This is a genomic window from Paenibacillus sp. FSL L8-0644, from assembly GCF_038008165.1.
Lineage (GTDB): Bacteria > Bacillota > Bacilli > Paenibacillales > Paenibacillaceae > Paenibacillus > Paenibacillus polymyxa_D.
Genome location: NZ_JBBOYN010000001.1, coordinates 2842263 through 2861847, shown reverse-complemented (window position 1 = coordinate 2861847; position 19585 = coordinate 2842263). Strand labels below are relative to the sequence as shown.

The 19585-nt window shown below is 45.6% G+C and carries 19 protein-coding genes; 17 read left to right on the top strand and 2 right to left on the bottom strand.

The genetic code is table 11. From position 1 onward, the window contains the following. Positions 1-9 precede the first annotated feature (9 nt). Positions 10-939: an L-lactate dehydrogenase gene (locus tag NSS94_RS12775; RefSeq protein WP_069011779.1), complete on the bottom strand. Its 930-nt coding sequence runs from the start codon at positions 937-939 to the stop codon at positions 10-12. A gap of 232 nt (positions 940-1171) precedes the next feature. Here NSS94_RS12775 and NSS94_RS12770 point away from each other — a divergent pair, with 232 nt between their 5' ends. The 11 genes from NSS94_RS12770 (at position 1172) to NSS94_RS12720 (ending at position 11534) form a co-directional block, all read left to right on the top strand. Then, a complete protein-coding gene (locus NSS94_RS12770; protein WP_069011782.1) occupies positions 1172-2563 on the top strand; it encodes an amino acid permease in 1392 nt (463 codons plus the stop codon). A gap of 162 nt (positions 2564-2725) precedes the next feature. Continuing rightward, a complete protein-coding gene (locus NSS94_RS12765; RefSeq protein ID WP_069011784.1) occupies positions 2726-3976 on the top strand; it encodes a YCF48-related protein in 1251 nt (416 codons plus the stop codon). A 153-nt stretch (positions 3977-4129) separates the two neighbouring features. Then, positions 4130-4312 (top strand): hypothetical protein, encoded by a 183-nt coding sequence (locus tag NSS94_RS12760; protein ID WP_029517499.1) that lies wholly within the window; start codon positions 4130-4132, stop codon positions 4310-4312. A gap of 188 nt (positions 4313-4500) precedes the next feature. Further along, on the top strand, positions 4501-4896 hold the full coding sequence (locus NSS94_RS12755) for a DUF2500 domain-containing protein (RefSeq protein WP_013371386.1): 396 nt from the start codon (positions 4501-4503) through the stop codon (positions 4894-4896). Positions 4897-5031: 135 nt separating this feature from the next. Further along, positions 5032-5781, top strand: a complete 750-nt coding sequence (locus NSS94_RS12750) for an SDR family NAD(P)-dependent oxidoreductase (RefSeq protein WP_069011786.1) — start codon at positions 5032-5034, stop codon at positions 5779-5781. Between the two features lie 118 nt (positions 5782-5899). Then, positions 5900-6322 carry a cell wall hydrolase gene (locus NSS94_RS12745; protein ID WP_029517501.1) on the top strand — a complete coding sequence of 141 codons (423 nt, stop codon included), beginning with the start codon at positions 5900-5902 and terminating at the stop codon, positions 6320-6322. A 52-nt stretch (positions 6323-6374) separates the two neighbouring features. Then, entirely contained in the window at positions 6375-6830 is a 456-nt protein-coding gene (gene gerQ, locus NSS94_RS12740; protein WP_029517502.1) for a spore coat protein GerQ, read from the top strand. A 355-nt stretch (positions 6831-7185) separates the two neighbouring features. Beyond that, positions 7186-8520: a CNNM domain-containing protein gene (locus NSS94_RS12735; RefSeq protein ID WP_049816987.1), complete on the top strand. Its 1335-nt coding sequence runs from the start codon at positions 7186-7188 to the stop codon at positions 8518-8520. 205 nt (positions 8521-8725) lie between these two features. Continuing rightward, positions 8726-9733: a biotin synthase BioB gene (gene bioB, locus NSS94_RS12730; protein ID WP_029517504.1), complete on the top strand. Its 1008-nt coding sequence runs from the start codon at positions 8726-8728 to the stop codon at positions 9731-9733. 36 nt (positions 9734-9769) lie between these two features. Further along, positions 9770-10888, top strand: coding sequence for a glycerol dehydrogenase (locus NSS94_RS12725; protein ID WP_341039405.1), 1119 nt, complete (start codon positions 9770-9772; stop codon positions 10886-10888). Positions 10889-11042: 154 nt separating this feature from the next. After that, positions 11043-11534 carry a hypothetical protein gene (locus tag NSS94_RS12720; RefSeq protein WP_341039404.1) on the top strand — a complete coding sequence of 164 codons (492 nt, stop codon included), beginning with the start codon at positions 11043-11045 and terminating at the stop codon, positions 11532-11534. A 72-nt stretch (positions 11535-11606) separates the two neighbouring features. Here NSS94_RS12720 and NSS94_RS12715 read toward each other — a convergent pair whose 3' ends face one another. Beyond that, complete coding sequence (locus NSS94_RS12715; RefSeq protein ID WP_341039403.1) at positions 11607-12839, bottom strand: aminopeptidase; 1233 nt, start codon at positions 12837-12839, stop codon at positions 11607-11609. A gap of 162 nt (positions 12840-13001) precedes the next feature. Between NSS94_RS12715 and NSS94_RS12710 the strand changes: the two genes are divergently transcribed. The 6 genes from NSS94_RS12710 (at position 13002) to fumC (ending at position 19437) form a co-directional block, all read left to right on the top strand. Next, complete coding sequence (locus NSS94_RS12710) at positions 13002-13298, top strand: hypothetical protein (RefSeq protein ID WP_023988878.1); 297 nt, start codon at positions 13002-13004, stop codon at positions 13296-13298. A gap of 126 nt (positions 13299-13424) precedes the next feature. Continuing rightward, the gene (locus NSS94_RS12705; protein WP_341039402.1) at positions 13425-14228 is read left to right on the top strand and encodes an MBL fold metallo-hydrolase; all 804 of its coding nucleotides are present in this window, start codon (positions 13425-13427) and stop codon (positions 14226-14228) included. A 138-nt stretch (positions 14229-14366) separates the two neighbouring features. Beyond that, a complete protein-coding gene (locus tag NSS94_RS12700; protein WP_341039401.1) occupies positions 14367-15386 on the top strand; it encodes an aldose 1-epimerase in 1020 nt (339 codons plus the stop codon). Between the two features lie 155 nt (positions 15387-15541). Continuing rightward, complete coding sequence (locus NSS94_RS12695; protein WP_029517509.1) at positions 15542-16243, top strand: FadR/GntR family transcriptional regulator; 702 nt, start codon at positions 15542-15544, stop codon at positions 16241-16243. A gap of 96 nt (positions 16244-16339) precedes the next feature. Further along, the gene (locus tag NSS94_RS12690; protein ID WP_341039400.1) at positions 16340-17884 is read left to right on the top strand and encodes a 2-isopropylmalate synthase; all 1545 of its coding nucleotides are present in this window, start codon (positions 16340-16342) and stop codon (positions 17882-17884) included. A 164-nt stretch (positions 17885-18048) separates the two neighbouring features. Continuing rightward, on the top strand, positions 18049-19437 hold the full coding sequence (fumC, locus tag NSS94_RS12685; RefSeq protein WP_318627324.1) for a class II fumarate hydratase: 1389 nt from the start codon (positions 18049-18051) through the stop codon (positions 19435-19437). Positions 19438-19585 lie beyond the last annotated feature (148 nt).

Here is a 19585-nt window from a genome sequence, read left to right as displayed (position 1 = left end):
GTTCCCGATCTACACATGAACTTTGCTAATTTGATCTTTCAGCTTGTCCGCAGATTGAAGCAACTTTGCACGTTCCTCGTCATTGAGCGGAAGATCCAAAATTTCACGTACTCCATTGTGATCTACGATACTTGGAACGCCTAAATATACGTCAGATACTCCGTTATAATTTTCCAGCAAGGTGGACACATTAAGTACCGACCCCTCGTCTCCGAGAATGGCTGCTACAATTCGGTCGAGAGCCAGCCCGATAGCATAAGAAGTTGCGCCTTTAGCATCTATAATTTCATAGGCAGCATTCTTGGTATTTTCAAAAATTTCATTTTTCGTTTCTTCACCCAGTTCAAGCGGAGTTCCAGCAACGTTGGCTGTGCTCCATACAGGTAACTCGGAGTCACCGTGTTCTCCAATAATATGAGCGTGGATGCTTCGTGGATCGATGCCCTTTTGCTTCCCGATCAAATAGCGGAAGCGTGCGCTGTCCAGCAACGTTCCTGATCCAATGACTCTACTTGAAGGCCAACCACTGCGTTTCCAAGAGATGTAGGAGAGAATGTCCACTGGATTGGTTGCGATCAGCAAAATGCCGTGTGTATTGACCTTGACAATATTATCAATAATACTTTCAAAAATTTCGGCATTACGCTTCAGCAAATCAATGCGCGTTTCTCCCGGCTTTTGTGAAGCGCCTGCTGTAACAATAATGATATCTGCATCACGGCAGTCTTCATAATCACCCGCCCACACTTTGACACCGCCGAGAAAGGGAAGCCCATGATTCATATCGAGCATTTCCCCCTTCGCCTTTTTGACGTTGACATCAATAAAGACAAGTTCTGACATGCGTTGGCGCAGCAGTAGGGTATAGCCGGTTGTTGTGCCAACCGCTCCCATGCCGACAATGGCCACTCTACTTCGTTTGTAAGGTTTTAAGCTCATAAAATCCTCATCTCCTTCTCGGGTTGTATACCTTTTCATTTTGGGGTATTACTTAAAAATTTATCTTTCCAACTTAGTGTACCGTATATATTTACCCACGGCAAAGAAATATGACATTTTTCCTTGACTTCAAAGGCGAGCTCGCTAATAATTAATCGAATGATAAGAACACGCACTAAAGCGTTGCAGCACCGATATTGACGTATGAAATTATGGAAAGAGGATTCGGCATATGGACTTATTTCGAAAAAAAACAGGACTGCTCCCGCATGAGGAAAGCGGATCTACAGGTCACTTAAAGAGAACAATGGGTGCCTTTGATCTCACCATGCTAGGTGTAGGATGTATTATCGGTACCGGGATTTTTGTTATTACTGGCAAGGCAGCAGCAGAAAATGCAGGTCCTGGATTGATGCTCTCCTTTGTTATTGCAGGTATTGCCTGCGTACTAGCAGCCTTATGTTATGCGGAGCTATCATCTACAGTTCCCGCAGCTGGGAGCGCTTATGCGTATAGTTATATTGTATTTGGAGAAATTTTGGCCTGGGTACTGGGTTGGGACCTGATTCTGGAATATGGAGTGGCGGCCGCCTCTGTGAGTAGTGGATGGTCTGCATACTTTCAAGGCTTGCTGGCTGGATTTGATATACATTTACCGCTGGCTTTAACCGCAGCCTTCGATTCGACCAAGGGAACCATTATTGATCTACCAGCCGTGTGCATCATTATGCTCATCACACTGTTACTGAGTCTCGGAGCCAAGGAGACGGTTCGATTCAATTTAATAATGGTTTGTGTTAAAGTCGGAGTTGTATTGCTATTTATTGCAATCGGTATCTTTTATGTTAAGCCTGACAACTGGACACCATTTTTGCCTTATGGATTTTCTGGTGTTTTGAGTGCTGCGGCAATCGTATTTTTTGCTTATCTGGGTTTCGATGCCATCTCAACTGCAGCCGAAGAAGTTCGCAATCCGCAGCGGAATATGCCCATCGGCATTATTTCTTCTCTTGCGATCTGCACGGTATTGTACATTGCCGTTTCAGTTGTGCTAACGGGAATGGTACCTTATACGCAGTTGGGGGTAAGTGATCCTGTTGCGTTTGCCCTCCGTTTTATTCATCAGGATTTCGTAGCCGGATTGATTTCAGTCGGAGCGATTGCGGGGATGACCACCGTTTTACTGGTGCTGTTGTTTGGTCAAACACGGTTGATTTTCTCCATGTCACGTGATGGTCTTTTACCCGTTTTTTTATCTAAAATAAATGCCAAAACTCAAACACCGATTCGAAGCACTTGGCTGGTAGGTAGTATTATCGCATTGGCTAGTGGATTGTTCCCGTTACATGCACTGACCAATTTGACGAGTATTGGAACCCTGTTCGCTTTTGCTGTGGTATCGGTAGGGGTTATCGTTCTGCGCAAGAAACGCCCTGATTTGAAAAGAGGCTTTACTGTGCCGTGGGTTCCGTTGCTCCCGCTTTTAAGTGCGTTGGTTTGCATCGGTCTGATGCTTCAGCTTCATATTAGCACCTGGATTGGATTCATTGTGTGGCTCCTGCTTGGATTGCTGATCTATTTCTTCTATGGATACCACAAAAGTTTGTTGAACCGTAAATCCTAATAAATTTTAGTATAAAAAGCCGGCATCCTGCACTTTTGTGAAGGGGCCGGTTTTTTTTGTCATTACGCGAAATGTGTCACATAGAGGCGTTTATGGTATAATTCTGTTTCAGATAAGCTTTTGGCACGTGATTACAGCATGCCATCGAGGGAGGATTTTTATATGAAACTGCGCTGGCGTGCGCTCTTGGGGGGAGTACTACTGCTGATAGGTATTCTGCTGACTGCCTGTTCTGCTGAAGCCCCAGAAACGTTAACAAAACCTCCGATTGAGGAACCTGATGATCAGGGTCAGACGATTACTATTAATCCACCAGTGACTCCAAAGGTGGGCGATCCCAACGCCAAATATGTAGTTCAGACGCGAATAGCGGATTTTCATTTGATTGATAATAATAAAGGGTTAGTTTGGGGAGTTACCCATAATGAGCTCCGACTTTATGATACTCATGATGGCGGAAAGACATGGAATAATATTTCCCCCTCCGAAAACGTCCAATTTCAAGACAAACTTGAATATGGAAAGGACATCAGTTTCACTGATTCGCGTCACGGTTGGGTTGTCCGCCAAAATTTGGATAAAACAGCAACCGTCATTCTGAGAACAGCAGATGGAGGACAGAGCTGGGATGTTTCAGCGCTTCCAAGCGGGGATCATGTGAGCTCGATCCAATATGTAAATCCAACTACTGGCTGGATCATGGCATATGTAAAACTGAATGAGCAGGATCAACAAAAACTGTTGTATCACACCACTGACGGTGGAGCCACGTGGAATAAAGTTGCGCAAAGTTCTGGTATGACATCCAACAAATCAGGCTCAGGTTTACCCGATCGGGGCAGTCTGGCCGGGATGAGCTTTTCTTCCAACAAGCAGGGATTTGTAGCGATCAATCTAGATAACAGTGTTAAGTTGTACAAGACTTTGAATCAAGGGAAAACCTGGACGCCGGTAGCTAACAGAATTCAGGGCTGCCCTCAGGCCAAAGCAGAAGCCCAGCAGTCTCTGAAAGGGAGCAGTACCTCGTATTGGATTCCAGTTCTTTGCTCTGGGGTTAACGGCACAAAATATAATGGACTGTTTACAAATGATACAGGGGCCCAATGGAGCGATGTATCTTTGGGTCTGAGTAGCAACATTAATTCTATTATCCCTGGCCGTACGTTTCTAAACGAAAAGGAAGGGTGGATCATAACCGAAACCGGATTGAGCCGTACATTGGATGGGGGGAAGACGTGGACAAGTCTCACAGGCAACAAAGTGCTACCTTCGAAGCTAAAAGACTACCCACGATCGGTCAAGCTCCGTTTCGCCTCTTCTTCGGTGGGGTGGCTGCTTCTGGAACGCCTTGATGACAAGAAGTCACTGCTGCTGAAAACGACGGACGGCGGTGCGAACTGGAGAATTTTATAATCGCTATAAAGGTGATTGCCCTGGGGTATTTTTCTCAGGGCGTTTTATTTTTAAAAAATTTAAATTTTATACGACTATATGTGAAAAAAATCACAAACTAACGAATAAGCCGCTGTTATACTAAACCTGTAAACAACGATAGGAGTGATAATCATGAGAGCGAATCAGGATCATATGTTAACCCAATACTACCTACAATTTTGTTATACTTGCCAGGATGCCTATGGTTGCACGACTGAAGAGGACTGCAAGCAGTGTGCAGAGCGTTACGCTGAAGACGAAGATCATGAAGCTCTGGATGAAACACAACGTTATCTCCAGCTTGTACATGTGTAAATCAATGAATCATTCTGATATCGCCATATCTTGAGCCTCCCGGATTATTCCGTGGGGGCTCTTGGCGTTCTTGAGGGTTGCTATCAAATTTGGGCAGGAACATACATATACTGTTATGGAAAGCTTAGGTCAGGTCAGGATGCCCGGTCGTTTCCCTGTGGAATGCCTGGCGGAGAGGAGTGCGGTGCATGGGTTTTGAATCATTATGGATGTTCGATTGGCTGGGCACGGTACTGCCCGTATTTTTCGTTGTCGTGTTGGGTATTGTCGTGTTGTCTGCAGGCAGGGAAGTCATGGAATGGAGTCGGAATAAAAGGCAGCCTGTACTGACGGTCGGTTCCCGAATTACGGCCAGAAGGACACATCTCCAACAGAGGCGGCAGGAGGAACAAGGGACTCGCACCTATACTTTCTATTACGTAACCTTCGAAGTGGAAAGTGGCGACCGGATGGAGTTTAAGGTATCTGGGGAAGAATATGGCCAATGCGCTGAAGGGGATGAGGGACGGCTTACTTTTCAGGGTACAAGGTATATCGGGTTTCAGCGTCTTAATCGCTATAGCTTGGAACAGGTTAAAATGTAGAATTCAGTCTAATTATTTTTGGAATCATTTACAGCCTTCTGTAAGAAACCAGGGTAGGGGGCTGTAGATGTTTCTTGTTCAGCACATTTTGGTACATATATACTAGAACAGAGTAGTTCAGAGGAGGAATGATTCGTGTCATTTGAGGGACAAGTTGTTATTGTAACAGGAGCGGCGCATGGCATCGGGAAAGAGGTCGCTTTTGCTTACGCTGCTCAGGGTGCCTATGTTGTATTTGCGGACTACAATGAGGAAGAGGGTGCCGCAGCCGCTGCAGCAGCCCGGAACGAGGGCTATCAGGCCATTTTTATTCCTTGTGATGTACGGAAGGAAGAAGATATTGTGGCGCTAATCCGTGCTACGGTAGAAGAATACGGCACGATTCATACGCTAATTAACAACGCAGGCGTATCCAAATGGAAATCTCCATATGAGTTAACGCTAGCAGAATGGGATGACATTTTGAATACTAATGTACGCAGCTGTTTTATTGCCACTAGGGAAGCAGCTAAGGTGATGAAACGAAACGCAGAAGGTGGATCTGTGGTCAATATGACCTCTACACGAGCTTTCATGTCAGAGCCGGATACAGAAGCCTACGCGGCATCCAAAGGAGCCATTGCGGCCCTTACACACGCGATGGCTATATCGCTAGGAAAGGACGGGATTCAGGTCAATTGCATCAGTCCAGGGTGGATTGAAACCGGGGATTATGAGCAACTGCGTGCAGAAGACCATCAACAGCATCCGTCTGGGCGAGTAGGAACCCCTAAAGACATCGCACGGGCCTGTCTGTACTTGACACAACCTGGTAATGATTTTGTAACAGGCACGAATCTGGTAGTAGACGGTGGCATGACACGTAAAATGATTTACGAGCCATAATAAAATCCTAAATGAGTAGTCCCAATCTAGGGGCTATTTTTTTGTTTCTGGACTGTCACCCATTGGGCATTTGTACCATACGATAGGGTATGTGATGGAGAAGCGAGGAGGGGACGCGTTGGCTGTAATCAAGACCAACTCAGAGGATGTAAGGACACTCGCCCGATTGATGCGGGCAGAGGCCGAAGGAGAAGGAGAGCAGGGGATGCTCATGGTTGGCAATGTCGGAGTAAATAGGATTTTGGGCAATTGTCTGGATTTTCAGGGGATTCGCCTTATGAACGATATGGTGTTTCAAAGTCCAGGCGGATTTGAAGCTACCCAAAAGGGGTACTTTTATCAAAGAGCCCGTGACCGTGACATTCGTCTTGCCCGTCGTGTCATTAATGGGGAAAAAATACGCCCGGCGTCCAATGCATTATGGTTTTTCAGACCGGCAGGAGACTGTCCGAACACCTGGTATAACCAGACCAATACCGGACGTTTTAAAGCCCATTGCTTTTTTAGCCCGTCTGTACAGGATTGTCCTGCCGTCTATTAGAACGCTTCAACATGAGTTTGAATAATTTAAAACCATTTTAGGAGGAATTTACATGATTTCACAGCAAGCTTACCGTCCTGTTTCTTATCCTGCTGGTAGCGGGTATCCCGAATGGCCCAGAGGGATGAATCCGGTCGGAACTATGCAGCCCATCAGCACCTTCCCCCCTCAGGTTAACAGCGGTAGTGCGATGACACCGGCTGGTATGGTGGTACAGAGCCAGACTCCACAATTTGAGCAATCATATATTGAAAACATTTTGCGCTTGAACTTGGGTAAAACAGGTACCTTTTATATGACGTATGAAAATAACCGGGAATGGAATGCGAAAATATTCAAAGGTATTCTGGAAGCAGCGGGTCGTGACCACATTATTATCAGTGATCCGGCTACGGGCAAGCGGACGATTTTGCTGATGGTGAATCTGGACTATGCTACTTTTGATGAGCCATTGTTGTACCAATATCCCGGCGTCATCGGGAATCCGGGTGCATCCCCGGTTCGCTGATGCCTTCATATATATGAGTCTACATCCTCTGCCAGACGGCAGGGGATGTATTTTGTTTATAATCTTTCTCAAATATAGTAGCTTTCTTGGTGGTAAGCGGCGAAAACGAGAGCTTTACGACCTAAATGATAGTGAAGCTGTTTTTTCTGACATTGCTTGTGGTTTGACTGTATAGAGTATAGTTATATAATTAAATATAAGCTGATGAATAATCTAATCATTTATGCGGAATATGGCTTTGGAAGCCGGAAGGAGTGAATGTGTTGGGAAGTTGACGCTGCTTATGATGTGTTATCGTTCTGTCTATGATGAAACTATCCGAAGGAGGTGCGCCTGTCTGCCGTAATGACGGCTGATGGGGAGCATATTGAGTGACCCTTTACCGAGTATGTTTAACTTATTTATTGTTTTTGCATTAGTACTATTGAATGGTTTTTTTGTATCTGCGGAATTTGCCATGGTGAAGGTCAGAGGCAGCCGTATTGAGACTTTGGTGGAGGCGGGCAATAAAAAGGCCGTATACGCCGCCAATATGTTACACAACTTGGACGCTTATTTGTCTGCCTGCCAGTTGGGTATTACACTGGCATCGTTGGGACTAGGATGGATCGGAGAGCCGGCCATCGCACATTTGATCGAACCTGTATTTACAGCCGCTGGATTAGGAGCGGTATATGTGCACGGTACTGCCGTGGTTATTGCATTTATTGTTATTACGATTCTGCATATTGTGTTGGGTGAATTGGCGCCCAAAACGATAGCTATTCGTAAATCTGAGACCATTACGCTGTATTCAGCCATGCTGATGACTTGGTTTTACAAGTTGATGTATCCATTCATATGGGCGTTAAATGGAATGGCGAACAGCCTGCTGCGTTTATTCCGTCTGGAGCCGGTATCCGAGAATGACGATTCCGCGCATACCGGAGATGAAATACGCATTCTGATGAAAGAAAGCAATAAGAGCGGACTAATTGATAATACGGAATTGGCGCTTGTTGATAATATATTTGATTTTACCGACACGACCGCCAGGGAAATCATGATTCCGCGAACTGAGATGATCTGCTTATACAGTAATGAGTCCACAGAAGAAAATCTCGCGATTGCGACGGAAAGCATGAGAACCCGTTATCCAATCTGCGCCGAAGATAAGGACCATATTATCGGCTTTATCCATATTAAGGACCTTCTGCGGGCGAACACACTGGATACCCGTACGATGATTCGACCGATTCTTGCTGTCCCTGAATCTACGCAAATTAGTGATCTGCTCAAACGCATGCAGCGTAGCAAGACGCAAATCGCAATTTTGATTGATGAATATGGCGGTACATCGGGTATGGTAACGCTGGAAGATATTATGGAAGAAATCGTTGGTGAAATTCAGGATGAGTTCGATCAGGAACGTCCGAGTTGTGAGCAGATTAATGACGAGGAATTTTCCATTGACGGCATGTTATTAATTGATGAAGTGAACGACCGCTTTGGGCTGGATCTTGATCATGAGGATTATGATACGGTAGGGGGCTGGCTATACTCACATGTCGAGGTTATTCCCCCACAGCCTGGTCAGACTGTAATGTTTGAGGGATGTATGTTCACGGTAGAAGAAGTTGAAAACAAGCGGATTTCACGTATTCGGCTGATAAAACAGCCTATCGTCGTGGAAGAAGCAGGAGTCTCATAACGGAATAAACCTAGAGAGCGACCTTGAACGATGTGGGGTCGCTTTTTATTTTGTCTCCTTTACAGAATGGGCATGAATTGATATGATGTTCGTGTGATTGTCAACCTAATTATAATTATTTGGGTTGACAATAAAAAAGGAACTTCCTCTTCGTTGAAAATCTTATCCATTTACATGATCATTAAATTTTGGGAGGCAAGAAGGTATGAATTTACTAAACGAGGTTATAGATTGGGGCTCGTTGGCTGAAAAAGCAATACACGGCAGCCGTGTATCGCTGGAAGAAGGCATAGCGGTACTGGAAGCCGATGATGAGGAGTTATTACCGATTATGCAAGCTGCATTTCGAGTACGACACCATTTTTACGAAAAAAAAGTAAAGCTCAACATGATCATGAACGCCAAAAGTGGCCTGTGCCCAGAGGATTGCGGTTATTGCTCACAATCTATCGTATCCACGGCGCCTGTGAACAAGTATAGTATGTTGGACAAGGAATCACTGTTGGCTGGAGCTAGGGAAGCAGTTGCACGGAGAGCAGGGACGTATTGCATCGTAGCTTCGGGCAAGGGCCCAACAGATCGGGAGCTGGATCAGGTGATTGAGGCTGTACAAGAAATTACTCATACAATGCCACTCAAAATTTGCGCTTGCTTAGGGATTCTCAAGGGAGATCAGGCACGGCGGTTGGCAGAGGCTGGGGTACATCGATACAATCATAATTTAAATACAAGTAAGGCCAACTATCCCTCGATTACAACCACACATACATACGATCAACGCGTCGAAACTGTGAAAATGGCACAATCTCACGGAATGTCTCCATGCTCTGGCGTTATTATCGGGATGGGGGAAACGAATGAGGAAATCGTTCAAATGGCTTATGCCTTACGGGAGTTGGATGCTGACTCTATTCCGGTTAACTTCTTGAATCCAGTCCCCGGAACCCCATTGGAGGGAGCAAAGCGAATATCACCTATCCAAGCTTTGAAGGTGCTGGCACTGTTCCGCTTCATCTGTCCATCCAAAGAAATACGCGTTGCAGGTGGACGAGAGTTGAATTTACGCTCGTTACAACCGCTTTGCCTGTATGCAGCGAATTCAATTTTTGTAGGAGATTATTTAACGACAGAAGGCCAAGAGGTCACATTTGATCATCAAATGATTGAAGATCTTGGTTTTGAAATTGAGATGTGTGCCCTTTCAACCGTATAATAGAAATTGTACAAACTTGGAAGGGAGAGTTCAACGATGAGCGAAAAAGTATTTATTAGTCCAGGTAAATATGTGCAAGGGAAAAATGTGATTGATAAAACAGGTGAGTATGTTAAGCCATTAGGCCATACTGCCTTGGTTATTGCGGACAAGCTGGTTTGGGAGATTGCAGCCGACCGCGTGGTAAAAAGTCTGGAACTGGCTGATATTACAGCAGTTAAAATTGAATTTCAAGGGGAAGCCTCCAAAAATGAAGTCAACCGTATTGTGGATCAGGGACGAAGCGCCCAGGTCGACATTGTCATTGGTGTAGGTGGCGGTAAAACGCTGGATACCGCTAAAGCTGTAAATGAACTTCTCGGTTCCTCAGTTGTGATTATTCCAACGACTGCTTCTACAGATGCTCCTACTAGTGCACTATCCGTTTTGTACACCGACGAAGGTGCATTTGATACGTATTCCTTTTTCAGTAAAAATCCGAGCCTGATCCTGGTGGACACAAAAGTCATATCTCAAGCACCGCCCTTATTCCTCTCCTCAGGCATTGCAGATGCCATGGCGACTTGGATTGAAGCCCGTGCGGTCATTGAAGCTCGCGCAACGACAATGGCTGGTGGTTTGCCAACCTTGGCGGCAGAAGCCATTGCGTCCAAGTGTGAGGAAGTTCTTTTCGATTACGGACTGCAGGCATACGAATCCGTGAAACGCAAAGTCGTTACACCTGCGCTTGAAGCGGTAGTGGAGGCGAATACGTTGCTAAGCGGTTTGGGCTTTGAAAGCGGCGGTTTGGCAGGCGCACATGCGATTCACAATGGTTTTACCGTTCTGGAAGGAGATATTCATCACCTAACACATGGTCAGAAGGTAGCTTTTGGCACCTTAGTCCAGCTTGCCTTGGAAAAAAGACCTTTGTCCGAGGTGGAGCGGTATATTGACTTTTATCTAAAACTCGATCTGCCTGTCACGCTGGAAGACATTAGGCTACAGGAAACTTCCCGGGAGGATTTGTACCGGGTAGCTCAGGCTGCTACCAAAGAAGGCGAAACTGCTCACAATCTACCATTTGCTGTCACAGCGGATGATGTGCTTGATGCAATTTTAGCGGCTGACCAGTATTCACTTGCCTATAAGGCCAAAATTGGACATAGAAACTAACTCCATACGAAATAAAGTAGATTCAAAGGCCGCTGATCAGCGGCCTTTTTTCCATTATTTAACTTGCAACTTATGTTATGATTTTTATGGTACATAATCAGGAAATGCCGGGAGTATATTTAGGGCTCCCCTAAAATTTGAGAGGAGTTTAGCGATGGCAAAATGGAACGTAGAAGATCAAGGTATTCAATATACTATTGAGTACAAGCGTAGCTTAACTGGCGGGAGAATTATTGTGAATGGAAGCGAGCAGAAGGTTAAAAGCCAGAATGCATTTTTGAACTTGATTGATTTTCCTATTAAATTGAAAGAAAAAGCTGTAAATGTTGTTGTCATTGGCAACAAAGCGGATTTAGCTGTGGACGGTGTATATCTTGGGTCCAATCAACCTTATGTTCCTGTGAGTAAAGTTCCGGGCTGGAGTTGGGCTTTTGTCGTGGTCAGCTTGGTTATAGGATTGCTATTTTCGGGGATTTTCGGTGTGTGTATAGGAATATTGGGCAGCATGTTTTACGTGAAATCATCTTTATCCATGCATCAAACCACCAATCGAAGAGTTGTAAATTGCTTTATTGTCTTTTTCATCATCAGCGTGATACAAATTGTTCTTGGAATTGCAGCGAATTCTTGGATTAACACGTTGTAAAATAGATCAACTTAGCCTAAGGTTGAAGCAAGAAGGCTCTCACGCATGAAGCGGTGAGAGCCTTTTGCTGTGTTAGATCGCCCAATTTCCTTTACGGAAGATAGGTTCCTCAGTACCGTCCTCAGTAACGCCGTTGATGTCCATTTCACCTGAACCGATCATAAAGTCGACGTGAGTCAGACTGGAATTCAGGCCGTTGGCAGCCAACTGCTCTTGAGTCATATCCTTGCCGCCTTTAAGGTTAAATGCATAAGCATTACCGATGGCCAAGTGGTTAGAGGCATTTTCATCAAACAACGTATTATAGAATAAAATATTTTTATCAGAGATAGGTGACTTGTGAGGTACAAGAGCAACCTCACCCAGGTAGTGTGAACCTTCATCCATTTCTACGAGATGCTGAAGAGTTTCCAAACCGGTTTCTGCCTGTACATCGACAATACGTCCATTTTCAAAAGTCAGTGAAAAGTTGTCGATGATATTTCCGCTGTAGCTAAGTGGCTTGGTGCTGCTGACCTTACCGTTCACTCCCGTTTTAAGCGGAGCTGTAAACACTTCCTCAGTAGGCATATTGGCTACAAAAGTATGTCCCTGTTGGTTGACGCTTTCAGCCGCTACCCACAGATGATCTTTTGCCAATTCGATGGTGAGATCTGTGCCTGGAGCCAGATAATGCAGCTTTTTATAGCGTTTGGCATTTAAAATATCAGATTTACTGGAAAGGGTTTCTAAATGCTCTTTCCATGCCTCCACGGGGTTATCCAGATCCACACGCACGGTGCTGAAAATGGCATCCCACAGTTTATCCATTTGCTCGGAAGCTGGCAGATCAGGGAATACTTTGGCAGCCCATTCTGCAGAAGGATAAGCAATCAGAGACCAACTGAATTTGTCAGCCATTTGATATTCGCGGTATTGACGTAATTCATGTGACCGCACGCGCTGAGCAGCAGTAATTCGGCTGGACGGAATCCCCTGAAGCAAATCCGGATTTTCTGCAATGACATGGAGGACAGCTGCGCCATTTTCGACCTCTTCAGTCATTTCGGCTGCGTACCATTTGGGAGCAATATTAAAAGTTTCATCAGGAGCTAGTTCATACTGTAATCGAGTAATGGTCTCATCACTCCATTTTACTGTAACCAGCTTGGCTCCGGCAGTATACGCTGATTTGACGATAAGTCTCACGAGTTCGGCGGACAAAATTGGTGCATGAACGATGAGTGTCTGCCCAGGATGGACATTGGCGCCGACCCGAACGGCTAACTCGGCATATTTTTGCAATTTTTGTTGAAAATCTGACATGTAACTTTCCTCCATTTCACGAAAAGCCTTAAATAAGGCTTGGGTAACTTGCACAGTTTTTTTGCAAATTCCACACATAGCTTATATATTGTACAATGTAACGAAAAGGTTCACAAATTAGTTTTGGTACTATTTAGTGAAAATGAAAGGGCGGATAGATGAATGACAGAGCAAAATTCACCTCAGGAAGTGAAAGAAGTACATATTCAACAGGCACAAATGACAAGAGATGAGAATGGTGCTTATTTGGGCCAAGTGGTATTTGGAGTAGACGGGCAGAGTTCTGTATATGAAATCACATTCCACAGTAAAAGGGGAAAGGAATGGGATTACAGTCTCCATTTTGCGGGAGAGCCACGGGTGGAGGAAGAGATGCTGCAAATGGATAGCTGGATTGAAGAGAACGATGATTTATTCGACTATTTGCTAGATACGGCATGGAGCAAATTACCCGAGTAATGTAAACATGGTCTATTTTCGTGACAAGCGGATTATATTTAGCAGTGTCCGCATAATCTGCTGACATGGGGGAAGCCTAAAGGTCGATATTAACAGTAAATTCCATGTGAATAGGAGGGTGAAGCTTTGGCAAATCATCTGTTCACCGAAGGAATGACGGCAAATGAAGAGGCTGCTCCCGATCTCCTGAGCTTACGGACGCTATTTGTAAATATGTGTTTTATTGGGGAGCCAGGAAGCCGTTCCTGGGTGCTGGTGGATACGGGGATGACAGGATTTACGGACTCGATTATACGCCGGGCAGAGGAACGGTTCACTGGCCCTCCGATCGCTATTGTGCTTACACATGGTCATTTTGATCATGTAGGTTCGGTTATTGAGTTGGTACAGCATTGGGGTACACCTGTTTATGCACATCCTTTGGAATTACCTTATTTGACGGGAATGAAGGATTATCAAAAACCTGACCCTAGTGTAGGGGGAGGTTTAATGTCGGGCATTTCCTTCTTATACCCTAATGATGCTATAGATCTCGATGATCGCATCACATCACTGCCCCCAGATGGCAATGTCCCCGGTGCCCCTGGTTGGAAGTGGCTGCATACGCCAGGACATACACCTGGTCATGTATCGCTTTTTCATGAGCGAAGAAGGTTAATGGTGGCCGGTGACGCTTTTATTACGGTGAAACAGGAATCGGCACTGGCCGTTATTTTACAGGAAAAAGAAATACATGGGCCTCCTGCGTATTTTACAACAGATTGGCAAGCTGCGCAGCGTTCGGTGGAAATGCTGGCCAAGTTAAAGCCTGAGATTGCAGTCACAGGACATGGCCATTACATGCATGGTGCTGAGCTGACAGATCAGCTGGAGCGACTGGCGGGAGATTTTGAGCACATGGCTGTACCCAAACAGGGACGTTATGTGTAGTGATGTGTGAAGGACGATGCCTTGCGGGGCATCGTTTTTTGTGTGGACGTGGAATTTTTCTGCTCAGCATGGTATAGTCAAGCCAAAAGCTAAACGCTTTCATTAAACATCGTCATTTCATCAAAGGAGGATTTTTTGATGACACAACAACATGCTGCAATTGGTGATCTTTATTATGGAATACCGGCGATTCGTCTTAAATTTGGACGATATGAAGCAGTTGCCCTGCCGGGAAACGGCGCAAATCTGATTTCTTTTCGTGACAATGAATCGGGATATTCCTTTTTGCGTGAGCCAGATGCTGAGAGCATAGAGGCTTTTAAGCAAAGCCCGTCCGTTTACGGAATTCCTTTCCTGTTTCCTCCGAATCGGTATGAGGATGGAAAATTCCTGTGGAATGGTGTTACATATGAGCTGCCGATAAATGAAGAGGCGACCCACAACCATCTGCACGGCTTTTTACACACTGTTCGGTGGGAGGTCGAGGACTACGGTTCCGGGGAGCAGGGCAGCTATGTGGTAATGAATCAGCATGTAAGGGAAGGACATCCCATGTTCCGCTATTTACCCTTCACCTTTACCATGAAACTAACGTACAGTCTGGACGAATTTGGCCTGCATCAGCGTTATGTGATCCATAACGAGGGCGATCAACCGATCCCCAATTTATTTGCCTTTCACACAGCGATTCGCGTTCCGTTCGTACCCGATAGCTCGCCTGAGGACTACAAGATTAAGGTCACAATCGGTGAGCGTCGTGAGCTGACGGAACGGTTGTTGGCCACAGGTCAGTTCCAGCCTTTATCTCCGGAAGAGGAACTGCTGAAGACGACGGGAGTTAGTCCTTATTTTGCCTCTATGGATAATCATTACACGGCAGCTCCGCAAAATGGACGCAACTACATGGAACTGACACACAGTAAGACAGGTGCTACCCTCGTATACGATGTAGGTACAGCTTATAAGCATTGGATGATCTGGAATAACAAAGCGAACAAGGAATTCATCTGTCCTGAGCCGCAAATGAACATGATCAATGCACCGAATCGTCCAGACCTACCAGCGGAGGAGATCGGATTGATAGCACTGGCTCCAGGCCATATTTTTGAAGCAACCAGCCGTTTGTATTGTATTACACCTAATAAATCGAAATCCTAGCATTTAAATTTATCCTTATAGGCCTGTATCGTGTCCAACGGTGCAGGCTTTATTTGGGGTTGTAAAGCACAGGTAAGGGCCAATGGGGAAGGAGGACGAAAAAGGTTGCAGAATGCCAAGCAGTCATAGTATGATACGAAACAGGAGATGATCAGATGAATTTTCCTTTTCAAGCCGTCAAACGCAAGCAAATCGCCGATGAAGTAGCTGAACAGCTGCAACGAAAAATTGCTACTGGTGAATGGGATGTGGGCACTAAGATTCCAACCGAACCTGAGCTCATGAAGCTATTCGGAGTCGGGCGATCTACAGTACGTGAAGCGGTTAGCGTTCTGGTGCATGCCGGTCTATTAGAGAAAAAGCAAGGACACGGAACTTTTGTTTGCCAACCGACAACTTCTCAAGAGCCATTGGATTACCGTCTAAGCCGTGCTGAAATTATTGAGGTTTATGAAGTGCGGAGTGTGTTGGAACTAGAGATTGCCAGATTGGCTGCGTTACGTCGTAAAGACGAGGATCTACGCTTGATGCGTGAGGCGCTGGATCGTCGTGCTGCAACCCTGGCCGCTGGAGATATGAACGGGTATTTGGATGCGGATATCACTTTTCACTTGGCTGTTGCCGGAGCTACACGCAATAAGGTGCTTACAGATGTATATGGCAGCTTTGTAGAGGCCATTCGCAAGGCGTTGAACAATCTCATTACCGATCCGGCGATGCAAAATCATTTTACTGTGCAGCATGAAAAAATATATGAAGCAATCCGGGATCAGGATGGCAAGGCTGCCGAGCTGTATAGTATTCAACATTTGGACGGCACCAAGCTGGAGCTGCAAAAGCATATGGGAAGTTCATAATTTTTTTTACTCTTAAACATCAGATGATCGGATGAATAAAATATTTAAACCTTCTACTTGAGCATCTCCTAAAATCAAACCAAAGGTGGTATCTGTATGCGCAAAATATGGGTGTTGGACACAACGTTAAGAGATGGAGAACAATCACCAGGAGTTAGCTTAACTAGCACGGAAAAGGTGGAAATTGCCCTTCAGCTGCAAAAATTAGGCGTAGATCGGATTGAGACCGGCTTTCCAGCAACCTCGCCTGGTGAGATCACCAGCATGCAGGAGATTGCCAAACAGGTTACCCAAGCGACACTGGTTGGTTTTGCGCGCTCGAAAGAACAGGATATTGATGCGGTCAGAGAGGCGCTACGAGGAGCAGAGGATGCCTGTCTTCATTTGTTTCTGGCTACCTCACCTATTCACCGCCACCATAAGCTTCGAATGGATAAAACGAAAGTATTAGAGACCGCTGCTGCTGCCATTCGTTATGGACGCAAGTATTTCAGCAAGGTAGAATTTTCAGCAGAGGACGCCAGTCGTACCGAACTGGACTTTATTTGTGAGGTCGTAGATATGGCGATTCGTGCTGGAGCGACAATCGTCAATTTACCGGATACGGTGGGATATGCCTCCCCGGATCAGTTCGGTGAAATGTTTAGAATTGTAAAACAACAAGTGCCCGGTATCGAAAAAATACAACTTAGCACACATTGTCATGACGATCTTGGTATGGCAACAGCTAACACGCTGGCGGCCATCCGTAATGGTGTAGACCAATTTGAAGGTACCATCAATGGCATCGGTGAGCGAGCCGGAAATACACCTATCGAAGAAGTTGCACTGGCCCTTGACACCAGAACCGAGCTTTATGGTGCACAAACGAGTCTGATTTTAGAGGAACTGTATGCTACCAGTCGCCTGGTGAGCAAACGAACGGGGATGTCGGTGCCGGGAAACAAGGCCATTGTTGGAGCCAATGCGTTTGCTCACGAGTCTGGTATACACCAAGACGGGATGCTTAAAGAGCGTACAACATATGAGATCGTGTCCCCTGAGCGTATTGGTCTGAAGACGAGTAAACTTGTGTTGGGCAAGCACTCGGGTCGACATGCATTTAAAGAAAAACTGGCGGACATGGGGTTTGATGCTTTGACGGAGGAACAGCTGCAAGAGACGTTCCGCAAATTCAAAGCATTGACGGATAAGAAAAAACAGGTGTTGGATGAAGACTTGCTCGTCCTGATGGACGAAAGCCGCAATGCCTCGCCTCAAATGTACACACTGGATTCCATTCAGGTGTCTTATGGTAATCAGTCGGTTCCAGTCGCATCCATTCGATTGGGTAAACAAGATGGGACAGCAATTGATGAAGTGGCAATGGGTAACGGTTCTGTAGATGCGATTTTCCATGCTATAGACAAGGCCAGTGGTGAAGAGGTGGAGTTGGAGGATTATTCGATCCAATCTGTAACTTATGGCAAAGACGCATTGGGGGAAGTGCACGCCATTTTGAGGCAAGGAGAGTACACAGCTCTGGGAAGAGGCACAAGTACTGATATTTTGGAAGCTAGCGCCAAAGCTTACATCGATGCGCTAAACAAGCTACTGGGCAGAAAAGAAGTACATGCCAAAAGCAATATCACCATTAGTTGATCCTAGTGGTCAGGCTTGTAGACGAATTTTCCTTCTTCCTCCTCTGGCCTCATCGTAAAAAAGCGCTTGCAAAATAAATGATAACATTTGAAATTTAATGTATAATAGGCAAGAGAGATCACCATATTTTGTCTGAATTACATAGGCCAAGAGGAGGAAATGAGTTGAACTACCGCATTGAAAAGGATACGTTGGGCGAAATCAAAGTACCGGCAGACCGTCTGTGGGGAGCGCAAACACAGCGCAGCAAGGAAAATTTCCCGATTGGCTCGGAGAAAATGCCATTAGAGGTCATACAGGCGTTCGCGGTGCTTAAAAAGAGCGCGGCGATCAGTAACTATAAGCTGGGTAAGCTATCACAGGAGAAGCAGGACGCGATTATTTATGCAGCGGACGAGATTCTCGCAGGGCGGGTTGATGACCATTTCCCGTTGGTTGTATGGCAGACAGGGAGCGGAACGCAGTCCAATATGAATGTGAATGAAGTGATTGCTCATCTGGGGAGCCAATGGTTACAAGAGCAGGGAAAGGATGCGAAGCTGCATCCCAATGACGATGTTAACATGTCGCAAAGCTCGAATGATACGTTTCCCACGGCGCTTCATGTAGCGGGTGTCATTGCAGTGGAGGACCGTTTGTTGCCTGCTATCGATAAGCTCAAAGAGACTTTTCAACAGAAGTCAGAGCAATTCAAGGATATTATAAAAATTGGGCGAACCCATTTACAAGATGCGACACCGCTTACGCTGGGTCAGGAAATAAGTGGTTGGTATGCCATGCTGGACAAAAGCAAGCGAATGATCATCGACACGGTGCAATACATGAAGGAGCTGGCGATTGGCGGTACAGCGGTGGGGACTGGAATTAATGCTCATCCAGAGTTTGGCTCCCGAACCTCAGCGGAAATTTCCAGTTTCACTGGCAAAACGTTCACTTCCGCACCCAATAAATTTCATGCACTGACTAGCCACGATGAAGTGGTGGCCGTACATGGAGCAGTCAAAGCGCTCGCTGCCGATTTGATGAAAATCGCCAATGATGTTCGTTGGCTGGCAAGTGGTCCGCGTAGCGGCTTGGGCGAAATCACGATTCCTGCTAACGAGCCAGGTAGCTCCATCATGCCCGGCAAGGTGAATCCGACCCAGAGTGAAGCACTGACGATGGTCGTTACACAAGTCATGGGGAATGATGCAGCTATCGGCTTTGCAGCAAGTCAGGGTAATTTTGAACTGAACGTGTTTAAGCCAGTCATTATATACAATTTTTTGCAGTCTGTTCATCTGCTGGCCGATTCCATCATTGCTTTTAATGACAACTGTGCCGTTGGCATCGAGCCTGATCTCACGAAGATTGAGCACAATTTGAATAATTCACTGATGCTGGTGACGGCATTGAATCCACATATCGGATATGAAAATGCCGCTAAAATCGCCAAACTTGCACATGCAGAAGGGCTGTCCCTAAAAGAAGCGGCACTCCGCAGCGGACTGTTGACTGAAGAACAGTTCGATCAATATGTTGTACCTGCGCATATGATTCATCCTAAAGCCTAAAGCACGACGATTGTCTCTGCTTAAGCTTTATAAAAAATATACAAACCAGCTCATGGAGTGCGATTTAGCACAAACCATGAGCTGGATTTTTTATTTTATTATATAATTTTTTGTTTAGAATTAGTATTCTGTGTGATTTGAGGGTATA

What these genes read in the sequence shown, in the direction of transcription:
- NSS94_RS12715 (WP_341039403.1), bottom strand. Translation starts at nt 12,839, where the DNA reads ATGTCAGATTTTCAACAAAAATTGCAAAAATATGCCGAGTTAGCCGTT.
- gerQ (WP_029517502.1), top strand. Translation starts at nt 6,375, where the DNA reads ATGATTTCACAGCAAGCTTACCGTCCTGTTTCTTATCCTGCTGGTAGC.
- NSS94_RS12710 (WP_023988878.1), top strand. Translation starts at nt 13,002, where the DNA reads ATGACAGAGCAAAATTCACCTCAGGAAGTGAAAGAAGTACATATTCAA.
- bioB (WP_029517504.1), top strand. Translation starts at nt 8,726, where the DNA reads ATGAATTTACTAAACGAGGTTATAGATTGGGGCTCGTTGGCTGAAAAA.
- NSS94_RS12760 (WP_029517499.1), top strand. Translation starts at nt 4,130, where the DNA reads ATGAGAGCGAATCAGGATCATATGTTAACCCAATACTACCTACAATTT.
- NSS94_RS12725 (WP_341039405.1), top strand. Translation starts at nt 9,770, where the DNA reads ATGAGCGAAAAAGTATTTATTAGTCCAGGTAAATATGTGCAAGGGAAA.
- NSS94_RS12735 (WP_049816987.1), top strand. Translation starts at nt 7,186, where the DNA reads ATGGGGAGCATATTGAGTGACCCTTTACCGAGTATGTTTAACTTATTT.
- NSS94_RS12720 (WP_341039404.1), top strand. Translation starts at nt 11,043, where the DNA reads ATGGCAAAATGGAACGTAGAAGATCAAGGTATTCAATATACTATTGAG.
- NSS94_RS12755 (WP_013371386.1), top strand. Translation starts at nt 4,501, where the DNA reads ATGGGTTTTGAATCATTATGGATGTTCGATTGGCTGGGCACGGTACTG.
- NSS94_RS12695 (WP_029517509.1), top strand. Translation starts at nt 15,542, where the DNA reads ATGAATTTTCCTTTTCAAGCCGTCAAACGCAAGCAAATCGCCGATGAA.
- NSS94_RS12690 (WP_341039400.1), top strand. Translation starts at nt 16,340, where the DNA reads ATGCGCAAAATATGGGTGTTGGACACAACGTTAAGAGATGGAGAACAA.
- NSS94_RS12775 (WP_069011779.1), bottom strand. Translation starts at nt 939, where the DNA reads ATGAGCTTAAAACCTTACAAACGAAGTAGAGTGGCCATTGTCGGCATG.
- NSS94_RS12700 (WP_341039401.1), top strand. Translation starts at nt 14,367, where the DNA reads ATGACACAACAACATGCTGCAATTGGTGATCTTTATTATGGAATACCG.
- NSS94_RS12770 (WP_069011782.1), top strand. Translation starts at nt 1,172, where the DNA reads ATGGACTTATTTCGAAAAAAAACAGGACTGCTCCCGCATGAGGAAAGC.
- NSS94_RS12765 (WP_069011784.1), top strand. Translation starts at nt 2,726, where the DNA reads ATGAAACTGCGCTGGCGTGCGCTCTTGGGGGGAGTACTACTGCTGATA.